This is a genomic window from Bradyrhizobium sp. BWA-3-5, assembly GCF_032917985.1.
Classification (GTDB): Bacteria; Pseudomonadota; Alphaproteobacteria; order Rhizobiales; family Xanthobacteraceae; genus Bradyrhizobium.
Genome location: NZ_CP136626.1, coordinates 2,215,124 through 2,236,983, shown reverse-complemented (window position 1 = coordinate 2,236,983; position 21,860 = coordinate 2,215,124). Strand labels below are relative to the sequence as shown.

Below are 21,860 nucleotides of genomic sequence, written 5' to 3'. Positions count from 1 at the left end.
TGCCAAAGGGGCGCGCGCAGGCGCCTTTCGCAGGGGCGGATATGCTCCCGGTGCGGGTGCGTTCCGCAGAGGCGCATTTGTTCGAGGATATTAGACCAGTCGAAGATTGGTAATTGCTTCATCCAGCCCATTTCGGTGCCGACATGTCGGCTGACTACTCAGATGCGGTCGTCTTTCAAGACCAACCCATCACCCAGTTGCTGATAAAGGTAGCGACGCGATGCAACATTGACTGCTCCTACTGCTACTGGTTTCGCGACGCGACCGTCTACGATAAGCCGAAGCTGATGAGCAGCCGCGTGCTGGATCAATTACTGCAGCGCATCGAGCAGCACGTGATCAAATACTCTCTTGTCGATTTTCCGATCGTTCTGCACGGCGGCGAGCCCCTGCTCTGGGGCGTTGAAAATTTCCACCGTTTTGCCAAAGCCTGTGAAGGCATCTCATCACGAACTGGCTGCGAAATACCCATCGCGGTCACAACAAACGGCGTGCTCATCGATGATGAGTGGCTGGACTGCTTCGAGATGCGCAACATCTCGGTTGCAATCAGCCTCGATGGTCCGGCGCATGTTCACGACCTTCACCGCCACACGTTTCAAGGCACGGGCACCCATGCCGCCGTGGAACGCGCCGCCCGCATGCTGCTATCGCGCGATGTTGGCGTGATGGCACTGGCCGTCTGTAATCCCGCCTACCCGCCACAGGAATACGTCGACTTCTTCGCTGGGTGCGGGATTTCAAGCTACGACATCATGATTCCCGATGCGACCGTGGATGAGAAGCCGGCATCTATCGCCTCGTTCTACAATGGTCTGTTCGACCTGTGGCTGGCGGCCAATCGCAATGCGCCAACAATCAATGTCCGGATCATTTCCGACATGATCACTGCCCTGCTCGGCAACAATTCGCCCACCGAGGGCGTAGGCCACAAGCCCGTCGAACTGTGTACGGTCATGACCGATGGTACCGTTGAGGCCCACGATGTGTTGCGGATCGCAGGTGACGGATTTACGCAGACAAAATTCAACATCTTCGATCATTCGATCGATGACGTCAGGAACGAGCCGCGCTGGAAAGCCGCCCGTGATGCCTCAATCGATCTTTGCGAGACATGCCGGCAGTGCAAGTTCATGAACGCTTGCGGCGGAGGCTACCTCCCGCATCGTTTCTCAAAGAAAAATGGTTACGACAACCCATCGGTCTACTGCGGCGATCTCTACGCAATGTTCGAAAACATGCAGTCCGTATTGGAACGCCAACTTTACGTCAGCAAGCCGGGCGGAGAACGCATCAACCTCGTCGAGGCCCACGCCGGACCTGACTAGCGCGCAACCTCCGCGCAGCCCATCGGCCCGCAACAACAGGGTAGCGCTACGCCTTCGCCGGCTGCCACATCCGCGTAATGATGCTGAACGCCCAGTCGATCACCGGCCAGAACAGCAGCACGATCGCCAGCGTCGTGATCGAACCGACCAGGCCGTTCGACCAGAACACCTTCAGATCGCCGCCGGCGCCGATCATCGACAGACGGAACGCATCCTCGGCACGGTTGCCGAGCACCAGCGCCAGCGTGAACGGCGCCAGCGGAATGCCGATCTTCTTGAAGACATAGCCGACGATGCCAAAGCCCAGCATCAGCCAGATGTCGAACATCGCATTCTGGATCGCATAGGCGCCGATCGCACAGGACACCACGATCATCGGCGCTACCGCCGCGAACGGCACCCGCAGGATGGAGGCGAAGATCGGCACCGTGGTCAGCACCAGCACGAGCCCGACGACGTTGCCGAGATACATCGAGGCGATCAGGCCCCAGACGAAATCCTTGTGCTCGACGAACAGCAGCGGCCCGGGATTGAGGCCCCACACCATCAGGCCGCCGAGCAGGATCGCGGCGGTGCCGGAGCCGGGAATGCCGAGCGCCAGCATCGGCAGCAGCGCGGAGGTGCCCGACGCATGCGCCGCCGTTTCCGGCGCGAACACGCCCTCGATGCGGCCCTTGCCAAAGCTGTCGTGGTCCTTGGAAAAGCGCTTGGCGAGGTTATAGCCCATGAAGGAGGCGGCGATCGCCCCGCCCGGGGTGATGCCGAGCCAGCAGCCGATGAAGGAGGAGCGCACCAAGGTCACCCAGTATTTCGGCAGGTCCTTCCAGACCGACAGCACCACGCGCAGCGAGATGCCGGCGGCGTGGCCGCGCAGCGCCAGGCGCTCCTCCATGGTCAAAAGGATCTCGCTGATGCCGAACAGGCCGATCACCGCAACCAGGAAGTTGACGCCGCGCAGCAGCTCCGAAGAACCAAACGTCATGCGGAGCTGGCCCGAGACCGTGTCCATGCCGATGCCGGCGAGCAGAAGGCCGAGCGACATCGAAATCACCGTCTTGTGCTTGGCCTCGCGGCCGAGCCCGACGAACGAGCAAAAAGTGAGCAGATAGACCGCGAAGAATTCCGGCGGTCCGAACTTCAGCGCAAAGGAGGAGATCATCGGCGCCAGGAAGGTGATCAGCATCACCGCGACCAGCGAGCCGATGAACGACGAGGTGAAGGCCGCGGTCAGCGCTTCGGCCGCCTTGCCCTGTTGCGCCATCGGATAGCCGTCGAACGTGGTCGCGACCGACCAGGCTTCCCCGGGGATATTGAACAGGATCGAGGTGATGGCGCCGCCGAACAGCGCGCCCCAGTAGATGCAGGACAGCATCACGATCGCCGAGGTCGGATCCATCGTGAAGGTCAGCGGCAGCAGGATCGCGACCCCGTTGGGGCCGCCGAGGCCGGGCAGCACGCCGACAAAGATGCCGAGCACCAGCCCGGTCATCATCAACAGCAGCGTCTTCCAGGTCAGCAGCACGGCAAAACCGTGCATCAACAGGCTGATCGCTTCCATCACTTGTTCCCAAATAGTTCGTCATTGCGAGCGAAGCGAAGCAATCCATGGCGCCCCAGAGGGAACATGGATTGCTTCGTCGCTTTGCTCCTCGCAATGACGGAAGAAGTCATTTCAGGTCCGTTAGCGACCGAACGCCGCTTCGAGCGGGCCTTTCGGCATGATGACATCGAAGGCGACGTCGAAGGTCACGAACATCGCGGCGGTGAACACGAAAGCGGTGAGCAGCGACTTCCACCACGCGATCTTGCCGACCAGGCGCATGAAGCCGGAGATCAACAGGAAACTGGCGACATAGAGCCCGAGGAATTGCGTCACGAGGACAAACAGCAGCGTCGGCACGAACACCGCCATCACACGGCGAAGCTGAGCCCGGGTAACGAAGCTTTCCGTAGCCTCCGTCCGCGACAGGAACGCGGCGACCAAGCCGTAGAGACTAGCGCCGCCGAGGATGACGGAAAGGTAGAATGGGAAATAGCCGGGTTGCGGACCAGTCGTCTCCCAGCCGGCGCCCGTGCGCCAGTTGTCGAACCCGAGCGTGATCGCGAGCGCGAGCAGCACGAGCGAGACGACCACGTCGACCACCCGGACGCTCGTAACCGTTGGCGAATTGGCCTCCGGCGCGGTCGGATCCTCGACGACAATTTCGATGTCGGTATTGGACATGGCGACGGTGAACCCCGATACGGCGCTGTCGAACGGGATTACGTGCCGACGTCGCCGCCGTCAATGACCAGCGCTGCGCTCCGGGAATGCGCTCGCGAGTGCGGCACGCTCGGGCCGCAGCAGGCCGCGCTCGGTGATCAATCCCGTGACCAGCCGCGCCGGCGTGACGTCGAAGGCGTAATTCGCCGTGGCGGAGCCATCGGGAACAATGCGCACGGTCTCGACGCGGCCATCCGCGGTGCGGCCGGTCATGACAGCCACCTCGTCGGCGCTGCGCTGCTCGATCGGAATCTGCTTGATGCCATCGTCGATACTAAAGTCGATGGTGGGCGACGGCAGTGCAACATAGAACGGCACGCCGTTGTCGTGGGCGGCAAGCGCCTTCAGGTAGGTCCCGATCTTGTTGCAGACGTCGCCATTGGCGGCGACGCGGTCGGTGCCGACGATCGCGAGATCGACCATGCGGTGCTGCATCAGATGACCGCCCGTATTGTCGGGGATCACGGTGTGCGGCACGCCGTGGTGACCGAGTTCCCAGGCGGTCAGCGAAGCGCCCTGATTGCGTGGCCTCGTCTCGTCGACCCAGACATGGACTTTCAGGCCGCGATCATGTGCGAGATAGATCGGGGCCGTCGCGGTGCCCCAATCGACCGTGGCGAGCCAGCCTGCGTTACAATGGGTCAAGACGTTGACCGGCTCGCCGGGCTTCTTGCTTGCCGCAATCTGTTCGATCAGCGCCAGGCCATGCCGGCCGATCCCCTGGTTGATCGCGACATCCTCCTCGGCGATTTCAGCGGCGCGGGCATAAGCGATTTGCACGCGTTCGGAAGGCGCCGCTGGCTTGAGCACGCGCTTCATCTCGTCAAGCGCCCATTTCAGGTTGATCGCGGTCGGCCGCGTCGCGATCAGAAATTCATAGGCGCGATCGATGCCGGCATCGGAACGGTCGTCCCGCACCGCCAACGCCATGCCGTAAGCGGCCGTGGCGCCGATCAAAGGTGCCCCGCGCACTAGCATGCTGCGAATGGCATCCGCCGCTGCATCGGCGGTCTCAAGGCGAACGATCGCAAATTCATGCGGCAGCCGCCGCTGGTCGATCGCCCCGACCGTCCAGCCGTCGGGTTCGAGCCAGATGCTGCGGAAATGGCGACCATCGACCTTCATGACTTCAGCACCCTGCCCGCAACAGCGTCGAGCCTGGCAAGCAATTCCGGATCGCGCGCTTCCACTGCCGTAATCAACGCCGTGTCGAGCGCCTTGTCCGATCCAAGGGGGCACGGCTCATGCTCGCGCGGGAAATCCCGGGCAAGTCGCGCAACCAGCGCCTTGGCCCGGCCGGCGTTTGAGTTCAGCACGCGAATGATATCCTGCACGGTGACCGCATCATGATGAGGATGCCAGCAATCGAAGTCGGTGACCATCGCCACGCTGGCGTAGCAGATCTCCGCCTCGCGCGCGAGTTTGGCCTCGGGCATGTTGGTCATGCCGATCACCGAATGCCCCTGCGCCTTGTACACCAGGCTCTCGGCGAGGCTGGAGAACTGCGGACCTTCCATGCAGACATAGGTCCCGCCCCGCACCGCCTGGATTCCTTCCGCCTCGGCGGCGGCGGCCAGATGCACATGCAGCCGCGGCGACACCGGATGGGCCATCGAAACATGGGCGACACAGCCCTTGCCGAAGAACGAGCTCTCGCGGCGGTAGGTGCGGTCGACGAATTGATCCACCAGCACGAAGGTGCCGGGCGGCAGTTCCTCCTTGAACGAACCGCAAGCCGAGAGCGAAACGAGGTCAGTGACCCCCGCCCGCTTCAGCACGTCGATATTGGCGCGGTAATTGATGTCGGAGGGCGACAGCACGTGTCCCTTGCCGTGCCGCGGCAGAAACACGATCGGCAGACCGCCGATCACGCCGCGCGTCAGGGCCGCGGACGGCTCGCCCCAGGGGCTTGCGATGGTCTCTTCGTGAACGTCCTCCAGCCCCGGCAGGTCGTAGATTCCAGATCCGCCGATGACGCCAAGCACGCTACGGGTCATGACTACTCCCAGTCAGCTATTCCAAGGATAGGTTCGACTATACTGCGGCGCAATAATCAAGCATTGTCCGCAGGCTGCAAGAGGGTTCGACATGCCTGCTACCAAGGACCGGGAAAAACGCCAGTCGATCATCGATGCCTGCCTGCGCATGAATGCGTCAGGCATCAATCAGGGCACATCGGGCAATATCAGTCTGCGCCATGGCGACGGCATGCTGATCACCCCGACCAGCACGCCCTACGAGGCGATGAAGCCCGAGCAGATCGTCTATATGCATCTCGACGGCAACTACGACCCGGGCCAGCGGCCATCGAGCGAGTGGCGGTTTCACCGCGATATCCTCAAGGCCCGGCCGGAAATCAACGCGATCGTTCACGCCCATCCACCCTATTCCACCATGCTGGCCATCATGGGCATGGATATTCCGCCGGTTCATTATATGGTCGCCGTCGCAGGCGGCGACACGATCCGCTGCGCGCCGTATGCGACCTTCGGCACCCAGGAGCTCTCGGAACATGCCGTGCGCGCGCTGGAGGGGCGGCTGGCCTGCCTGCTCGAGCATCACGGCATGATTGCGGTTGGGCCGTCGCTGCCGAAAGCGATGTGGCTCGCCGTCGAGGTCGAGACGCTGGCCCGGCAATATCACGGCTGCCTGCAGATCGGCACGCCGCCTTTATTGTCAAAGGAGGAGATCGAGAAGGTTCGCCTCCGCATGGCCGGCTACGGCCACGCGGAGGAATGACGATCGCCGATGCCTTACTTCGCCACGAATCCCGCTTCGTTCATGAGCTGCGAGTTGAGCTTGTCATCCTCTTCGAGGAACTTCAGCATGTCCTTGCCGGTGAGGAAGATCGGCTTGAGCGCCTGCTTCTCCATATAGTCCTTGTACTCCGGCGTCTGCGTCACCTTCTGGAACAGGTCGACATAGAACTCCTGCTGCTCCGGTGTCACCTTGCCGGGCAGGAACATCGCGCGCAGCATCAGATACTGCACGTCGAGCCCCTCCTCCTTGCAGGTCGGGACATCGTTCCAGGATTGGGTTTCCGTCACCTTGGTCTTGTAGGAGATGCGTTCCTTGTCGAACACGCAAAGCGCACGGACCTGCCCGGCACGCCAGACTTCGAGATTTTCGCTGGGATTGTTGACGTTGGATTCGGTGTGCTTGCCGACCAATTGCGTCGCCGCTTCGCCGCCGGACTTGTACGGCAGGTAGGAGAACTTCGCGCCGGTCTTCTGCTCCATGAACACGGTGAGCACGTGGTCCTCGCGCTTGGAGCCGGTGCCGCCCATCTTGAACGGCGAGCTCGCCGCCTTGGCCGCCGCGATGAAGTCCTTCACCGTCTTCGGCCCGTCGGCATTGTCCCACAGCACGAACTGGTCCATAGCCACGACGGCCACCGGCGTGAGATCGCGCCAGTTGAAGGGGATCTTGGCCGACAGCGGCAGCATGTAGATCAGCGAATAGGCGATCAGCACCTTGTTGGGATCGCCCTCGCTGGACTTCATGTACATCAGCGCCTCGGCGCCGGAGGCCCCGCCCTTGAGCGAAACAACCATTGGTTGCTTCATCAGATTGTTCTTCTGGATCGCCGCCTGCATCATCCGCGCCATCTGGTCGGAGGCGCCGCCGGCGCCGGCCGCGACTACGATCTCGACAGGCTTGGAGGGCTCCCAGGCAAGCGCCGGGCTGCTTGCGATCATGGCCGTCACGGCGGCCGCCGCTTTCAGGATATGTCCCACGCGCTTCTTCCCTATGTTTTTTCGAGGACCTGGAGAACGAGACTTGATCTCTTGCATCATCTTGCGGGCGAAATACCACCAGTTCAAGCTGCACCGCAGCGCGTCGCTTATGACTTTCGCATTAGATGAAATCCAAGACCGCTACCGCAAATGAGCGGCGGGGCTTTTCGGTTGCAAGTCGAAAGGTGCAACCGTTTAATGCTTGCGGGGCGATCGGGAGGAGAACACGCAATGAGAAGTATTCTGATGGCCGTCGCTGTGGGGACGGCAGTGCTGCTTGCCGGATGCGGCAGGGATCCGGGACCAAAGGGGGAAACCGGGCCACAAGGACCGGCCGGGCCGCAGGGCGCGCAAGGCCTGCAAGGCGTGCCCGGCCCGCAGGGGCAACCGGGTCCACAGGGACCACAGGGTCCTCAGGGGCCGCAGGGGCCGCAGGGAGCGCCCGGTGCAAAAGGCGATCCCGGACCGGCCGGCACTTCAATGAGGTCGGTGCAGGCAGACGGCCAGGTCAGTTGCGATGCAGGCGAAACCCTGGTGTCGGTGTTCTGTCCATCCGGCGGCGCAGCCGATGGGGCGAAGTGTGGCACGACGCCGACCGTTGGCCTGTGTCTCAAGAATCCTTAGACGTCCTCCTCAGCTGCAATCCGATAACATTCCGGCGAAACCGCATCATAGCGTTCGCGGGTGGCTTGGCGTCCACCACCGCGAACGCAGATGCGCAAGGCCACACCAGATCACGCAGAAGACAGCGGGCTGACCGGCGCTATGATGCGCGGCAGAAACGTATCCAGGGCATAACGCGTCGGCAACGACAGAAGTGGCCGAACCTGCTCCAGCTCCTCAATTGCAACAATCTTCAACGCGCCCTCGGCAATTGTCAGCTTCTCGACGGGCACTCCGCGCGCGAGAAAGAGTTCGGCGTGAATAGTGCCTTCGGGCGCCGCGTAGTCCGGACCGGACCATTGTGCGAGGAGTTCGAAGCGACCTGGCGGGAGATCGTAACCGAGCTCTTCCTGGATTTCGCGCACGATACAATCGAGAAAGCTCTCATCGCCCTCCCGTCGCCCGCCAAACAGTCCGATCTTGCCTGGTTCGCGAATGTTTGGAACATCGTCACGCAACTGCATGAGAAGACGGCCGTCCTCGTCGAGCAGGATGGCCGCGGCGCTTTCTCGCACGCCATCTCGCCTCATCGCTTGCGCAGTCTCGAGATGAGATCGTCGATCAGCTCGTCGATCTGCGCCAGCGCGACCGCCGGTGCCGCAAACGCCACATCGTCGACATCCCAGAAAATGATCCTGGGAAGCAGATCAGGAAATCGGCGCTCGACGAACGGTCGATGCTCACTTTCCTTCAACGCGATGACAAGCTCGGCCTCGCCAAAGTCAGCCGCGGAGCAGGAGATCGGCAGGCGACTCACGCCCGCCGGCTCGATATTTTTTGCCGAGAGCGCTTCAAGCGCAAAACGAGATATCGGCCCGACGTTGTCGGGCGAACCCTTTTCAGCCAGCCCGCGGGAGAACGCAGCCCAGGCTAATCCTTCGCTCCAGGCGCGGAAGTTGAAGAGCTCTTCGGCATAGCGGCTTCGGTAATAATTTCCCGTGCAAAGAAACAGAACTTGGCTTTTCGCATCCATGCCGACCGTCGCCTCGAACCTACTTGCCCTTCCAGTTCGGCGAGCGCTTGTTGAGGAAGGCATCCATGCCCTCGCGGAAATCCTCGCTCATATAGGCGCGCAGAATCAGGTCTTCGCCCTCGTCTCGGCTCAATGTCCGCCGGATGCGGCGCACCGCTTCCTTGGTGACTTCGAGCGTGATCGGCGCGTGGCTGGCAACGAGCTTCGCGGTCTCGTCGGCGCGGCGCTGCAGCGTCTCGACATCGGGCACCACTTCGTTGAGCAGGCCGAGCGCCAGCGCTTCCGGCGCATCGACCAGCCGCGCCTTGAAGATCAGGTCCTTGGTCCGCGCCGGACCGACCAGCGAGACCAGCCTGGAGATGTTGGACATTGACAGGCAATTGCCGAGCGTGCGCGCGATCGGAAATCCGATCCGCGTCGATTCGGTTCCAATACGGATATCGCAGCAGGCCGCGATGCCGGCGCCGCCGCCGGTGCAGGCCCCGGCGATCGCCGCGATAACCGGCACGCGGCACGATTCCAGCGCGCCGAGCACGCGGTCGATGCGCGCCTCATAGTCGAGCGCGTCCTGTGCTGTCTTGAAGGCGCGGAACTGCGAGATGTCGGTGCCCGAGGCGAACGCCTTGTCGCCCGAGCCGGTCAGGATCATCGCCTTGATCGAGCGATCGTTGTTGATGGTCTCGCAGATCGCCGCCATCTGCTCGTACATCGCAAAGGTCAGCGCATTCCGCGCCTGCGGACGGTTGAACGTCAGCCGGGCGATACCATCCTCGACGGAATAGATCAGGTCTTCAGTCGCAGCTACCGGTGCGTTCATCGCAGCTCTCTCTGTTGTTGTTTCGATCAAGCGGTGTCAGGCAACGGCGGCCTTCGGCATCGGCACGGCGTCGCGCCCCTTGAGCACTTCCATCGCCGCCAGCACGCCGCCGCCACGATGCGGCACCTTGGCGAGGTCGAGGCCCATCTCGACGCCCGACAGCGTGCCCATCAGCATCAGATCGTTGAAGTGGCCGATATGGCCGATCCGGAACACCTTGCCCTTGATCTTGTTCAGGCCGGTGCCGAGCGACATGTCGAAATTCTCCAGCACGACCCTGCGGAAGTTGTCGGCGTCATGGCCTTCCGGCATGACGACGCCGGTCAGCGCCGGCGAATGCGCGCCCTGCTCCTGGCATTGCGTTTCCAGGCCCCAGACCTTGATCGCCGCGCGGGTGGCGGCGCTGTGGCGCTTGTGGCGGGCGAAGACGTTGTCCAGCCCCTCCTCCTCGAGCATCTTCACCGCTTCGCGTAAGCCGAACAGCAGATTGGTCGCCGGCGTGTAGGGCCAGGTGCCGGCCTTATTGATGGCGATGACTTCCTGCCAGTCCCAATAGGAACGCATCGCCGGATTGGCCTTCGCCACCGCGAACGCCTTTTCCGAGATGGCGTTGAAGCCGAGACCCGGCGGCAGCATCAGGCCTTTCTGCGAACCGGCCACCGACACGTCGATGCCCCAGGCATCGTGCTCATATTCGAGCGAGCCGAGGCCGGAGATGGTATCGACCATCAGCAGCGCCGGATGATTGACACGGTCGAGAATTTTCCGAACTTCCTGCGGATGGGTAACGCAGCCGGTCGAGGTCTCGTTGTGAACGATACAGACGGCCTTGATCCTGTGCGCCTTGTCGGCCGACAGCCGGGCCTCGATCTGCTCGAGGTCGGCGCCATGGCGCCAGTCACCGGCAATGAAATCCACTTCGAGCTTGAACTTGTCGGCGATACCGCGCCACAGCACCGCGAATTGCCCGGTCTCCGCCATCAGCACCTTGTCGCCGGGCTGCAGCGTGTTGACGATGGCCGCTTCCCAGGCGCCGGTACCGGACGACGGGTAGATGATCACCGGCTGCTTGGTGCGGAATACCCGCTGCATGGCCGCCAGCGCGGCGTATCCGACCTCGGCAAATTCCGGACCCCGGTGGTCCATGGTCGGCATATCCATGGCGCGCAGCACCCGGTCCGGCACGTTGGTCGGTCCCGGAATCTGCAGAAAATGCCTTCCAGTATGCACAGTCATAGGCGTCCTTCCCGGTCTTGCCTTGGCGTTTCGAGCCGCTCGAATAGCACCATTTGGCGGGCTTGTCGCCCGCCGGACGCCGCACGTCAATGCGTAAGAAGGCGGGCTAAAGCGACGCCCGGGCAGGCCGAGCTAGCTGCCGACGACCTTGAGATGCGCCGGGGAATTGCTTTGCGGACGCTGCTCCAGATATTTCATCGCAACCGCCACGCCGCCGGCCCGATGCGGCACACCGGCGACCGACAATCCCATCTCCACGCCGGTCAGCGCCCCGAGCAGCGTCAGCTCATTGCATTCGCCGAGATGCCCGATGCGGAACACCTTGCCTGCGACCTTCGACAGGCCTGCACCAAGCGACATGTTGTAATGGTCGAGCACCACCTGGCGGAATTGATCGGCGTCGTGACCCGGCGGCATCAACACGGCCGTCAGCACGGGAGAATATTCAAGGGGTTCCTGGCACAGCACCTCCAGCCCCCAGTGATTAACCGCGGCACGCGTCGCCGCGGCGAGCCGCTGATGACGGGCGAACACCTGGTCGAGCCCCTCCTCGAGCAGCATCGTGATCGCTTCACGCAGCCCATAGAGCAGGTTGGTCGCCGGCGTATAAGGGAAGAAGCCCTTCGCATTCGGCTTCAGCATCTCCTCCCAATCGAAGTAGGAGCGCGGCATCCGGTTGGTTTTGGCGGCGGCGCGGGCCTTCTCCGAGATGGCGTTGAAGCCGAGGCCCGGCGGCAGCATGAAACCCTTTTGCGAGCAGCTGACGCTGACATCGACCTTCCATTCGTCGTGCCGGTAGTCGACCGAGCCGAGCGAGGAGATGGTGTCGACCATCAGCAAGGCAGGATGTCCGGTCCGGTCGATCGCGGCGCGGATATCGGCGATACGGCTGGTCGCGCCCGTCGAGGTCTCGTTATGCACGACCATCACCGCCTTGATGGTGTGTGCGGCATCCTCCGCAAGGCGGGCCTCGATCTGGGTGGGATCGGCGCCGCGACGCCAATCGCCGGCCATGAAGTCGACTTCGATCCCAAAACGGCCCGCCATCTGGCGCCATAGAGTGGCAAAATGGCCGGTCTCCACCATCAGCACCTTGTCGCCGGGCGACAGCGTGTTGACGATAGCGGCCTCCCAGGCCCCCGTCCCTGACGACGGAAAGATCACCACCGGTCCAGAGGTCTGGAAAATCTTCTGACTGCCCTCCAGCACCGCCCGCCCGAGCTCGGCGAACTGGGCGCTGCGGTGGTCGATCACCGGCATGTCCATCGCGCGAAGCACCCGCTCCGGGACTGGGCTTGGCCCTGGAATCTGCAGAAAATGCCGTCCTTGCCGCATGATAAACCTCCCAATCACCGTCTTGGAGATCATTTTGCATTCATTTTTTGTCTTTTCAATCAAAATTTGGTATTCGATTTGCAGCGTCGACGCCGCGGTTTTCGCAAACTACTGTTATGCAAATGAAATCCACGATTCCCGAAGCCGGAGTACCGATCACTCCGTCCGGCCGCCAGGAAACCTCGCTGCATGGGGAAATCCTGCTGCGGCTTCGCGACTATGTCGTTGAAGGCAACATTCCGGATGGCGCGCGTGTTCCGGAGCGACAGCTCTGCGAGATGCTTGGCATCTCCAGGACGCCGCTGCGCGAGGCCCTCAAGGTGCTGGCCGCAGAGGGCCTGATCGAGCTTCTACCCAACCGCGGCGCGCGGGTGCGCCAGCTCAGTGAGCGGGATCTCGAGGAGCTTTTCGACGTCATGGCCGGCCTGGAGAGCCTCGCCGGACGCCTCGCCTGCGAGGCCATCACCGACGAGGAAATCGCTGCGATCGAGCGGCTGCATTACGAGATGTACGGCCACTACCTCAACAGCGACATGCACGGCTATTTTCAGGTCAACCAGCGCATTCACGAAAGCATCGTCGCCGCCGCGCGCAACGAGGCCCTGCGCACTGCCTACTCCAGCTTCGCCGGCCGGATCCGCCGCGTGCGCTATTCGGCCAATTTCGCCCGCAAGCGGCAGCGCTGGGGCGAGGCGATGCGCGAGCACGAGGCGATTCTAGATGCGCTGCGCCGCCGCGCGGGAAGCGAATTGAGCGACATCCTGTTCCAGCATTTGCGCAACAAGCGAAGCGCCGCTATCGAGCATCTGGCCGCGGCAAGGGACGCCAACGCGGCGACCGGCCCCGCCGGTTAGCTTGCCGATTATGAATTCATAATGTAATTCATCCGAATAAAAAGTGCATAATCCCTTAGAGGGGTTACAACAGCCGCTGGATCGCTTTGGGTTTGGGATGAAGAACGCCTCACCGCTTGAACGCCGCCTGCGGTCGAACCTGACCGGCGAAGTCCTGTTCGATCCCTTCAGCCGCGGCCGCTACGCGACCGATGCCTCCTTTTACCAGATCGTTCCGGCGGGCGTCGTGGTGCCCCGCAGCCTGGACGAGGCGCTGACGACACTCGCCATTTGCAAAGACGAGGGCCAGGTAGTCACTCCGCGTGGCGGCGGGACTTCGCAGTGCGGCCAGACCATCAATGAAGGTATCGTCGTCGACTTCTCCAAGCACCTGAACCGCCTGCTCTCGCTCGACGTCGAGAACCGCACCTGCGTGGTCGAGCCCGGCATCGTGCTCGACGATCTCAACCGGCAACTAAAAAAGCACGGGCTATGGTTTCCGGTCGACGTCTCCACCGCGTCGCGCGCCACCATCGGCGGTATGGCCGGCAACAATTCCTGCGGCGGCCGTTCGCTGCGCTACGGCACCATGCGCGACAACACGCTGTCGATGGACGCGGCGCTGGCTGACGGCACGCTCTTGCATTTCGGCGAGGTGCCGCGGGATCTGGCGCAGGTCAACGCGCCGCAGGGCGGCCTTGCCCTGTTCCGCGACATGCTCGGTCTCGGTGAGCGCGAGGCTGGCGAAATATCCGAGCGTTTTCCAAAGGTGCAGCGCCGGGTCGGCGGCTACAATCTCGATGCGCTGATGCCGCGCAATGCGCCCAACAACATGGCGCATCTCCTCGTCGGCTCCGAGGGAACGCTGGCCTTCACGACGCAGGTCGAACTCAAGCTGTGGCCGGTCATACGCAACAAGGTGCTCGGCGTCTGCCATTTCGGCAGCTTCTACGAGGCGATGGATGCGGCCCAGCATCTGGTGAAGCTGCGGCCTATCGCGGTGGAACTGGTCGACCGCACCATGATCGCGCTCGGGCGCGACATCGCGATGTTCAAGCCCGTGATCGAGGCGACCGTGCGCGGCGATCCGGATGCGCTGTTGATCGTCGAATTTGCCGAAGAAGATCAGGCCGACAATCTGCAGAAGCTGAAGCAGCTTTCCGAATTGATGTCGGACCTCGGCTTCTGCTGGAATCATCCGCAGCGCAAATGGGGCGGCGTGGTCGACGTCGTCGAGCCCGCGACGCAGACGGCGATTGCGGATTTCCGCACCTCTGGCCTCAACGTCATGATGTCGATGAAGCAGGAGGGCAAGCCGGTCTCCTTTGTCGAAGACTGTGCCGTGCCGCTGCCTCACCTCGCCGACTATACCGAGCGGCTCAATGCGGTCTTCGCCAAGCACGGCACGCGCGGCACCATGTATGCGCACGCTTCCGAAGGCTGCCTGCACGTGCGCCCTGTCCTCAATCTGAAGCTCGAAAAGGACGTCAAGGCGATGCGCGCCATCGCCGAAGAGGCTTTTGCGATGGTGCGCGAGTACAAGGGCTCGCATTCCGGCGAGCATGGCGACGGGTTGGTCCGCTCCGAATTCCATGAAGCGATGTTCGGTTCGCGCATCGTTGCCGATTTTCGGGAGGTCAAGCAGCGCTTCGATCCGGACCATCTGCTCAATCCCGGCAAGATCGTCGATCCGCCAAAGATGGACGACCGCTCGCTGTTTCGCTATCGGCCGGATTATCGCGTTGGCGAGTTGAAGACCGCGCTCGACTGGTCGGCCTATCCCGGCGCCGGCGGCGGCTTTCAGGGCGCCGTCGAGATGTGCAACAACAACGGCGCCTGCCGCAAGCTCGAGGGCGGCGTGATGTGCCCGTCCTATCGCGCGACCCGCAATGAGAAGGACGTCACGCGAGGCCGCGCCAATACACTGCGGCTCGCGATCTCCGGGCAGCTGGGGCCGGATGCACTGGCTTCGGACGAGATGATGGAAACGCTAAAACTCTGCGTCTCCTGCAAGGCCTGCCGTCATGAATGTCCGACCGGCGTCGACATGGCCAAGATGAAGATCGAGGTGCTGGCCGCGCGGGCGGCAAGGCATGGCCTCTCGCTGCGCGACCGGCTGGTGGGCTATCTGCCGCGCTACGCTGCTCTCGCGTCCCGCTTTGCGCCGCTCGCCAACTGGCGCAACAACAGTCCCCTGTTGCGCGCCTTGTTCGAGAAGCTTGCTGGCATCAGCGCGAAACGCGCGCTGCCGGCGTTCCGCCGCGACGTGTTCAGGCCGGATGTGGAAGCCTTCGGCCCTGCCGGCGGCCGCGAGGTCGTGCTATTCGCCGACACCTTCAACCGCTACTACGAGAGCGAGAACCTTACGGCCGCCCTGCATGTTCTCGTGGAGGGCGGATATCGCGTGCATCTCCCAAGGCCCGCGGACCGCGGCCGACCGCTGTGCTGCGGGCGGACGTTCCTCTCGGCCGGCCTCGTTGAACAGGCACGCGCCGAGCTGGACAGGCTGGTCGCGACCTATGCGCCGTTCGCTGCGCGCGGGGTGCCCATTGTTGGAATGGAGCCGAGCTGTCTCCTGACACTGCGCGACGAATTGCTCTCGCTTCGCTCGGACAACGACGCCAGGAGCGTCAGTGCGCACGCCTTGCTGTTCGAGGAATTCCTGGTTCGCGAGGCCGAGGCCGGCCGCCTGAAGCTGCCGCTCGGGGCGATGCCGGTGAAAGCGCTGGTTCACGGCCACTGCCATCAAAAATCATTCGGCGCGTTCAAGCCGGTCGAAAAGATCCTTCGCCTCATCCCGGATCTCAGTGTCGAGACCATCGAATCCAGCTGCTGCGGCATGGCCGGCGCGTTCGGCTATGGCGCCGACACCTATCAGGCCTCGATTGAAATGGCCGAGCTGTCGCTGTTGCCAGCGGTGCGCCGCGCCGATGCGGCAGCGCTGATCGTCGCCGACGGCACTTCGTGCCGCCACCAGATCAAGGACGGCGCGAGCCGCTCCGCCCTGCATGTTGCCCGGGTGCTCGCGATGAGCCTCGATAGCGCGCAGTGAACCGCTAATTCCGATCAATCGCAAAGGAACTGAGTCATGGCCGAACTTACCCTCGATGTCGCCCGCAAGATCCTCGATGCCGCGCTGGCCAAGGGCGTGGAAAAGAAACTGAAGCCGCTGGTCATCACCATTCTCGATGCACGCGGCTGCGTGAAGGTCACCGCCGCGCAGGACGGCACCAGCCTGATGCGGGCCGAAATCGCGCATGGCAAGGCCTATGGTGCGCTCGCGATGGGCATGGGCTCGCGCGCGTTGTTTCAGCGGGCGCAGGAGCAGGCCTATTTCGTCGGCGCGGTGAATGCGCTGGCCCAGGGACGCCTGGTGCCGGTGCCAGGCGGCGTGTTGATCATGGACGGCGCGAGCCTGCTCGGCGCCGTCGGAGTCAGCGGCGACACGTCCGACAACGACGAGATTTGCGCTGTTGCAGGTATCGAAGCGGCCGGGCTGAAAGCCAGCGTGGGATAATCACTGTCCTGGCCAGGTCGGCTTGCGCTTTTCGCTGAAGGCCTTGAGGCCCTCCTTGGCATCTTCCGTCATCGCCAGCAATGCGATCTGACTCTCGGTGTAGGCGATGCTCTCATCGAACGACATCGAGGCGATCGCCCGCATCGCATATTTGCCGCGACGAATAGCCGTCGGCGATTTGTCGACGATACGGCTCACCAGCCAATCCACCTTGGCATCGAGCTCGGCCGCCGGCACCACATAGTTCAACAGGCCCGCTTCCTTCGCGGTAGCGGCGTCGAACGGCTCGCCGGTCAGCGACCATTCGCTGACGAGCCGCTTTGGCGCGATCGACTGCAAGAGGCTCAGCACCTGCATCGGGAACACGCCAACCTTCACCTCGGGCAGACCAAAGACGACGTTGTCAGCGGCGACCGCCATGTCGGTCATGCACAGCAGACCCATGCCGCCGGCCATGCAGACGCCCCCCACCCGCGCGATCGCGGGCTTGGTGGCGTCTTGCGACAACCGCAGCAGGTCGGCGTAGTCGACGTTCGGCCTGGAAAAATCCATCGCGAAGGCAGCGCCGCTGTTTTGCAGGTCGGCCCCGGCGCAAAACGCCTTGTCGCCCGCGCCCGTCAGCACGATGACGCGGACATCCCTGTCGTCATGCGCTTCGCGGTAGCCACGGGCGATGCCGGCGACGACGTCCGCGTTGATGGCGTTACGCTTGTCGGGCCGGTTGATGGTGATCCAGAATGCCTGTCCGCGCTTCTCGCGTATCACGCTGCTCGTGTCGCTCATTGTTCCGCTCGCCCTATTTGCCTTCGATCACCGAGGCATTTGCGGCAGGATAGCGGAGGACTGCAAGCGGGAATTAGATCGCCGGTGCGGTCTTCCTCACCCAGACCTTGTTGTCATGGAACGCAGCGCCGCCGACGGGAGCGACCGCTTCGGCCCCCGTGAGCATGTTGATGCCGCGGCCGCCGATATGGGCCTTGTTCGGATGGATGGACTCGGCGATCAACACGCCACGCCGCACGCCGCCGAACAATTTTACCGTCAGCGTGGTCTCGCCGCGCATATTGCCAAGCGTCACGGCATCGCCGTCAGCGATCGAAAGGCTTGCCGCGTCGTCAGGATGCATCATGACGGTCGGTGCGCCCTCGCGCGCCTGCGATCCCGGCGTTTCATTGAAGCTGGTGTTGAGATAACCGCGCGACGGCGAGGTGGCGAGACGGAACGGATGCTGCTCGTCCGCTTCCTCGATGATCGTCCAGTGATCGGGCAGCGACGGCATCTCGGACCAGGGGCCGAGGCCCGGCTTGCCGAATGGGGGATTTGCCCAGTCGGCCTTGAAATGGAACTTCTTGTCGGCATGCGCAAAGCCATCGAGATAGTGCGATGTGCGAAAATCCGGCTGGATATCGCGCCACAGATCCGCTTCCAGCGTCTCGATATCGCCGTGACCGCTCTTCTTCAGTGTCGCGTCGATCAGCTCGCGTGGCGTCATCTCAAACCCGGGATGCACGGCGCCCAGGCGGCGACCGAGGCCTTGCAGTACCTCATGGTTGGACCGGCACTCGCCGGGCGGATCGATCAGCTTCGCGCCTACTGAGATGTGCTGATGGCCGCCGCCGTAGTAGAGATCGTCGTGCTCCATGAACATGGTGGCAGGAAGCACGATGTCGGCCATGGTGGCCGTCTCGGTCATGAACTGCTCGTGCACCGCGACGAACAGATCCTCGCGCGCAAACCCTTGACGCACCAGGGCCTGCTCCGGCGCCACCGTCACCGGATTGGTATTCTGGATGAGCATCGCCTTGACCGGGCCGCCGCCCTTCAGTGCTTCGGCATCTCCGGTCAGGATGCGCCCGATCCTGGACTGGTCGAGCCAGCGGGTCGTCGGATCGATTGCGTCGTGACCCTCGATGATGGATTCGTCAAACTTCCAGATCCCGGCATTGTTGAAGAAAGCGCCGCCACCTTCGTACTGCCAGGCGCCGGTCACCGCGGGGATGCACAATGCCGCATGCATCTGCGCCGCGCCATTGCGGCTGCGGGTAAAGCCGTAGCCGAGACGGAAGTACGTTCGTTTGGTCTGGCCGACGGCCCGCGCGAACGCCTCGATCTCCTCGACGGGCACACCTGAAATCCGCGAGGCCCATTCGGGCGTACGGGTCTTGAGGTGCGCCTCCAGTTCATCGGGACAGTCGGTGTAGCGATCCATGTAGGCGCGGTCGGCATAGCCTTCGCGGAACAGCACATGCATGACGCCACAGGCGAAGGCGCCGTCAGTGCCGGGTCGAAGCAGGATCTTGATGTCAGCCTGCTTCATGGTGTCATTGTTGTAGACATCAATCGCCGCGATTTTTGCGCCGCGTTCCTTGCGGGCCCGCGCGGCATGCGTCATCACGTTGACTTGGGTATTCACCGGATTGGTGCCCCAGATCACGACGAGATCGGAAACGCCCATCTCGCGTGGATCGGCGCCGGCGATCTTGCCCGTGCCGATGGCGAAGCCAACGCGCGCAATGTTGGCGCAGATGGTCGAATAGAAGCGTGAATACTTCTTCACATGCGCGAGGCGATTGATGCCGTCGCGCATGACCAGCCCCATCGTGCCGGCGTAGTAATAAGGCCAGACCGATTCAGCGCCGAATTCGCGCTCGGCCTGATCGAAGCGTGCAGCAATTTCATCAAGCGCGTCATCCCAGGAAATCCGCGCGAACTGGCCGGAGCCCTTTGGCCCGGTCCGGCGCATCGGGTGAAGCAGCCGGTCGGGATGGTGAATGCGCTCGGCGTAGCGCGCGACCTTGGCGCAGACGACGCCCGCCGTGTAGGTCTGCACCTTGGAGCCGCGGACGCGGCCGATCGAGCGCCCCTCGATTACCTCGATGTCGAGCGCGCAGGCCGACGGACAATCGTGCGGGCAGGTGGAGTGGCGGATATCGACTTTGGCATGCTGGTTCATGCGTTTTAGGTAACATCAAACGCGGCGGCCGCCGAGAGGCTTTGTCCGGCACTGCACCTGCAAAAACGGCCTCTAGCCATGCATCAGACGCCCAGATAGGCGCCACCATTGGCGTGGATCGCCTGCCCATTGATGTAGCGCGCGCCGGGCCCGCAGAGGAAACGTACGGTTGCAGCAATGTCTTCCGGCATGCCTCGATTGCCAGTGATGGTCTGATGGGTCAAATGATGCGCCGGCTCCGGCTTGTCTTTCGGCCGTGGTGTACCGATCAGGCCGGGAACCACGCAATTCACGGTAACGCCGGCATCGGCCAGATCGTGGGCCAGTGCGCGGGTGAAGCCGATGATGCCGGCCTTCGCCGTCACGACATGCGCGCGATTCTTCGCTCCGGTATGCGCGCTGAGGCCGCCGATATTGACAATGCTTCCTCCACCCGACTTGCGCAGCGCCGGCAGGCAGGCTTTTGCGCAGAGGAAGGCGCCGTCGAGCGTCACGTCGAGGATTTCGCGCCACGCCGCATAGCTCATCTCGGCGAACGGCTTCTCGCGCCGCAGTGCCGCGTTGTTGACGAGGATATCGATACGGCCGAATTGCTTGACGGCTGCATCGGCCATGGCCTGCACCGCCACGGCGTCGGCAACGTCACCGATATGGACCAACGCCCTGCCGCCGGCCCTCTCGATCTCGCGCACGACGGCTTCCGCCTCGGCGCGGTTGCTGCGCGCGTTCACCACCACGGACGCGCCGCCTTCCGCCAGCGTCAGCGCGATGGCGCGGCCGATATTGCGGCCCGCGCCGGTGACGATGGCGACCTTGCCTGAAAGTTCGTTCGTCATGAGACACTACCCACGCCATGAGGTTAAATCGATACGTCCGTCAAATAGACCAGCCATCAGTTGCAGCGCCGCATCCCTCTGCCCGGCGCTCCAGCCGCCATGATCTGCGTTGAGCCTGAACTTGTCGATCACGTCCTGCCGGGTCAGCGGCTCCTGCGCGCCGCCCCGCAGATAGGGCTGCCGCTCCTCGACAACGCTGCCGTCCCGCAGGGTGGCGCGGACATGGCCGGTGTAATTGCTGGGATAAGGGTTATCCGGATCAATCACGTATTTCACCTTGGCGGCGAGCGCCAGCACGCGCTCTTCGCTGACAGCACTTTCCGTGAACGCACCGAGCCCGACGCCGCCATGCACGAACCCGGTGGCCAAGAGATAAGGCACGGCGAACTTGGCGGCATAGCCGTTGGGCGGGCGCTGCTTGTCGGCGAGCGGCTCCCAGAGGCGGTGCACGGTCCCCTCCGCCACCTCGCAGATGATCTCGGTGACGTCGTCGGGCTTGATGCCGCGCGCGGCCAGCCGCCGCGCGCAATCGATGTAGGGCTGCGCCATGGTCCCGCACGGATAGGGCTTGAACGCTAGCGTATCCCTCACCCAGCGCGTGCCGAAATCGCCGGTCAGCGCGTCGTAGTCCCCCATGGTGGTATGAGCGAAGCCATGGAACAGACCATGCACCCCTTCAAACACGGTGCGCGGCCCGACGAACCCTGCCCGCGCCAATAGCGCCGCACGGATCCCCGATTGCGCCGCCCATCCCGCGTGCAGGCGCTTCGTCCAGGCGCCCTCGGCGAGATATTCGATGATGCCGCCGGCCATGCTGCCGGCAACACCGAGCGCATCGACGATCTGCCGCGCATTGAGGCCAAGGGCGGCACCGACGCCGGCGGCTGCCCCCATCGCGCCAAAGATCGCGGTCGGATGGAAGCCTGCCTTGTGAACCGCCTTCGGCACCACGAGGCTCAAGCGGCACAGCACCTCGGTGCCGACGGCGATCCCGATCAGTGCCATGCGGCCATCGGGATTGTGCCGCTCGCAGGCGGCGAGCACCGCCGGTACGACCACGGCCCCGGCATGGACGGGGCCGCCCTCAAACGTGTCGTCGAAATCCTCGCCGTGCGCGGCCGTGCCGTTGACGAAGGCGGCACCCGCGGCGTTCAGCGTGCGCTGATGCCCGATCGCCGTGCATGGACCATCGTCATCGCAGCCCGTCAGCGCGCTGCTGACGTAGTCCTCGTTGCGCGCGGCGACACAGAGGCCGACCACGTCGATCAAAAGGTCCCCGCACTTGCGCACAGTGGGTGCCGGCAAGGCGCCGGGGCGGAGCGCGACGATCTTTTCGGCCAGCGTCTCGGCGACCGAAATCCTGGGCAAC

Annotated in this window: 19 protein-coding genes; 5 read left to right on the top strand and 14 right to left on the bottom strand. The window is 63.3% G+C overall.

Annotation, left to right across the window (positions count from 1 at the left end; genetic code table 11):
• Window positions 1-143: 143 nt before the first annotated feature.
• A complete protein-coding gene (locus tag RX331_RS10785; protein WP_317256540.1) occupies window positions 144-1,328 on the top strand; it encodes a radical SAM protein in 1,185 nt (394 codons plus the stop codon).
• Window positions 1,329-1,374: 46 nt separating this feature from the next.
• Here the strand turns inward: RX331_RS10785 and RX331_RS10780 are convergent, their stop codons facing one another.
• The 4 genes from RX331_RS10780 to RX331_RS10765 form a co-directional block, all read right to left on the bottom strand.
• Window positions 1,375-2,886, bottom strand: coding sequence for a tripartite tricarboxylate transporter permease (locus tag RX331_RS10780; RefSeq protein WP_317256539.1), 1,512 nt, complete (start codon window positions 2,884-2,886; stop codon window positions 1,375-1,377).
• 123 nt (window positions 2,887-3,009) lie between these two features.
• Window positions 3,010-3,552 carry a tripartite tricarboxylate transporter TctB family protein gene (locus RX331_RS10775; protein WP_317256538.1) on the bottom strand — a complete coding sequence of 181 codons (543 nt, stop codon included), beginning with the start codon at window positions 3,550-3,552 and terminating at the stop codon, window positions 3,010-3,012.
• Window positions 3,553-3,612: 60 nt separating this feature from the next.
• On the bottom strand, window positions 3,613-4,716 hold the full coding sequence (mtnA, locus tag RX331_RS10770) for an S-methyl-5-thioribose-1-phosphate isomerase (RefSeq protein ID WP_317256537.1): 1,104 nt from the start codon (window positions 4,714-4,716) through the stop codon (window positions 3,613-3,615).
• Window positions 4,713-5,588 carry an S-methyl-5'-thioadenosine phosphorylase gene (locus tag RX331_RS10765; RefSeq protein WP_317256536.1) on the bottom strand — a complete coding sequence of 292 codons (876 nt, stop codon included), beginning with the start codon at window positions 5,586-5,588 and terminating at the stop codon, window positions 4,713-4,715. The genes mtnA and RX331_RS10765 overlap by 4 nt, the downstream gene beginning before the upstream one ends.
• A 91-nt stretch (window positions 5,589-5,679) precedes the next feature.
• Here RX331_RS10765 and RX331_RS10760 point away from each other — a divergent pair, with 91 nt between their 5' ends.
• Complete coding sequence (locus RX331_RS10760; RefSeq protein WP_317256535.1) at window positions 5,680-6,330, top strand: class II aldolase/adducin family protein; 651 nt, start codon at window positions 5,680-5,682, stop codon at window positions 6,328-6,330.
• Between the two features lie 14 nt (window positions 6,331-6,344).
• Here the strand turns inward: RX331_RS10760 and RX331_RS10755 are convergent, their stop codons facing one another.
• The 6 genes from RX331_RS10755 to RX331_RS10730 form a co-directional block, all read right to left on the bottom strand.
• The gene (locus tag RX331_RS10755) at window positions 6,345-7,289 is read right to left on the bottom strand and encodes a tripartite tricarboxylate transporter substrate binding protein (RefSeq protein ID WP_410708264.1); all 945 of its coding nucleotides are present in this window, start codon (window positions 7,287-7,289) and stop codon (window positions 6,345-6,347) included.
• A 773-nt stretch (window positions 7,290-8,062) separates the two neighbouring features.
• A complete protein-coding gene (locus tag RX331_RS10750; RefSeq protein WP_317256533.1) occupies window positions 8,063-8,506 on the bottom strand; it encodes an NUDIX domain-containing protein in 444 nt (147 codons plus the stop codon).
• Between the two features lie 11 nt (window positions 8,507-8,517).
• Window positions 8,518-8,964, bottom strand: a complete 447-nt coding sequence (locus tag RX331_RS10745; protein WP_317256532.1) for a low molecular weight phosphatase family protein — start codon at window positions 8,962-8,964, stop codon at window positions 8,518-8,520.
• Window positions 8,965-8,983: 19 nt separating this feature from the next.
• Window positions 8,984-9,781 (bottom strand): enoyl-CoA hydratase/isomerase family protein, encoded by a 798-nt coding sequence (locus tag RX331_RS10740; RefSeq protein WP_317256531.1) that lies wholly within the window; start codon window positions 9,779-9,781, stop codon window positions 8,984-8,986.
• A gap of 36 nt (window positions 9,782-9,817) precedes the next feature.
• Window positions 9,818-11,017, bottom strand: coding sequence for a pyridoxal-phosphate-dependent aminotransferase family protein (locus tag RX331_RS10735; protein WP_317256530.1), 1,200 nt, complete (start codon window positions 11,015-11,017; stop codon window positions 9,818-9,820).
• Window positions 11,018-11,149: 132 nt separating this feature from the next.
• Window positions 11,150-12,352 (bottom strand): alanine--glyoxylate aminotransferase family protein, encoded by a 1,203-nt coding sequence (locus RX331_RS10730; protein ID WP_317256529.1) that lies wholly within the window; start codon window positions 12,350-12,352, stop codon window positions 11,150-11,152.
• Window positions 12,353-12,474: 122 nt separating this feature from the next.
• On the opposite strand from RX331_RS10730, the gene RX331_RS10725 reads away from it, so the two are divergent.
• From RX331_RS10725 to RX331_RS10715, 3 genes are all read left to right on the top strand, one after another.
• Window positions 12,475-13,206, top strand: coding sequence for a GntR family transcriptional regulator (locus tag RX331_RS10725; RefSeq protein WP_317256528.1), 732 nt, complete (start codon window positions 12,475-12,477; stop codon window positions 13,204-13,206).
• A gap of 97 nt (window positions 13,207-13,303) precedes the next feature.
• Entirely contained in the window at window positions 13,304-16,237 is a 2,934-nt protein-coding gene (locus RX331_RS10720; RefSeq protein ID WP_317256527.1) for an FAD-binding and (Fe-S)-binding domain-containing protein, read from the top strand.
• Window positions 16,238-16,273: 36 nt separating this feature from the next.
• Complete coding sequence (locus RX331_RS10715; RefSeq protein WP_317256526.1) at window positions 16,274-16,702, top strand: heme-binding protein; 429 nt, start codon at window positions 16,274-16,276, stop codon at window positions 16,700-16,702.
• Here the strand turns inward: RX331_RS10715 and RX331_RS10710 are convergent, their stop codons facing one another.
• From RX331_RS10710 to RX331_RS10695, 4 genes are all read right to left on the bottom strand, one after another.
• Window positions 16,703-17,485 carry an enoyl-CoA hydratase/isomerase family protein gene (locus RX331_RS10710; protein ID WP_317256525.1) on the bottom strand — a complete coding sequence of 261 codons (783 nt, stop codon included), beginning with the start codon at window positions 17,483-17,485 and terminating at the stop codon, window positions 16,703-16,705. It lies immediately after the preceding gene.
• 73 nt (window positions 17,486-17,558) lie between these two features.
• Window positions 17,559-19,655, bottom strand: a complete 2,097-nt coding sequence (locus RX331_RS10705) for a molybdopterin-dependent oxidoreductase (RefSeq protein WP_317256524.1) — start codon at window positions 19,653-19,655, stop codon at window positions 17,559-17,561.
• Between the two features lie 83 nt (window positions 19,656-19,738).
• Window positions 19,739-20,491, bottom strand: coding sequence for a 3-oxoacyl-ACP reductase family protein (locus RX331_RS10700; protein WP_317256523.1), 753 nt, complete (start codon window positions 20,489-20,491; stop codon window positions 19,739-19,741).
• A 6-nt stretch (window positions 20,492-20,497) separates the two neighbouring features.
• Complete coding sequence (locus RX331_RS10695) at window positions 20,498-21,859, bottom strand: MmgE/PrpD family protein (RefSeq protein ID WP_317256522.1); 1,362 nt, start codon at window positions 21,857-21,859, stop codon at window positions 20,498-20,500.
• Between the last annotated feature and the right edge of the window lies 1 nt (window position 21,860).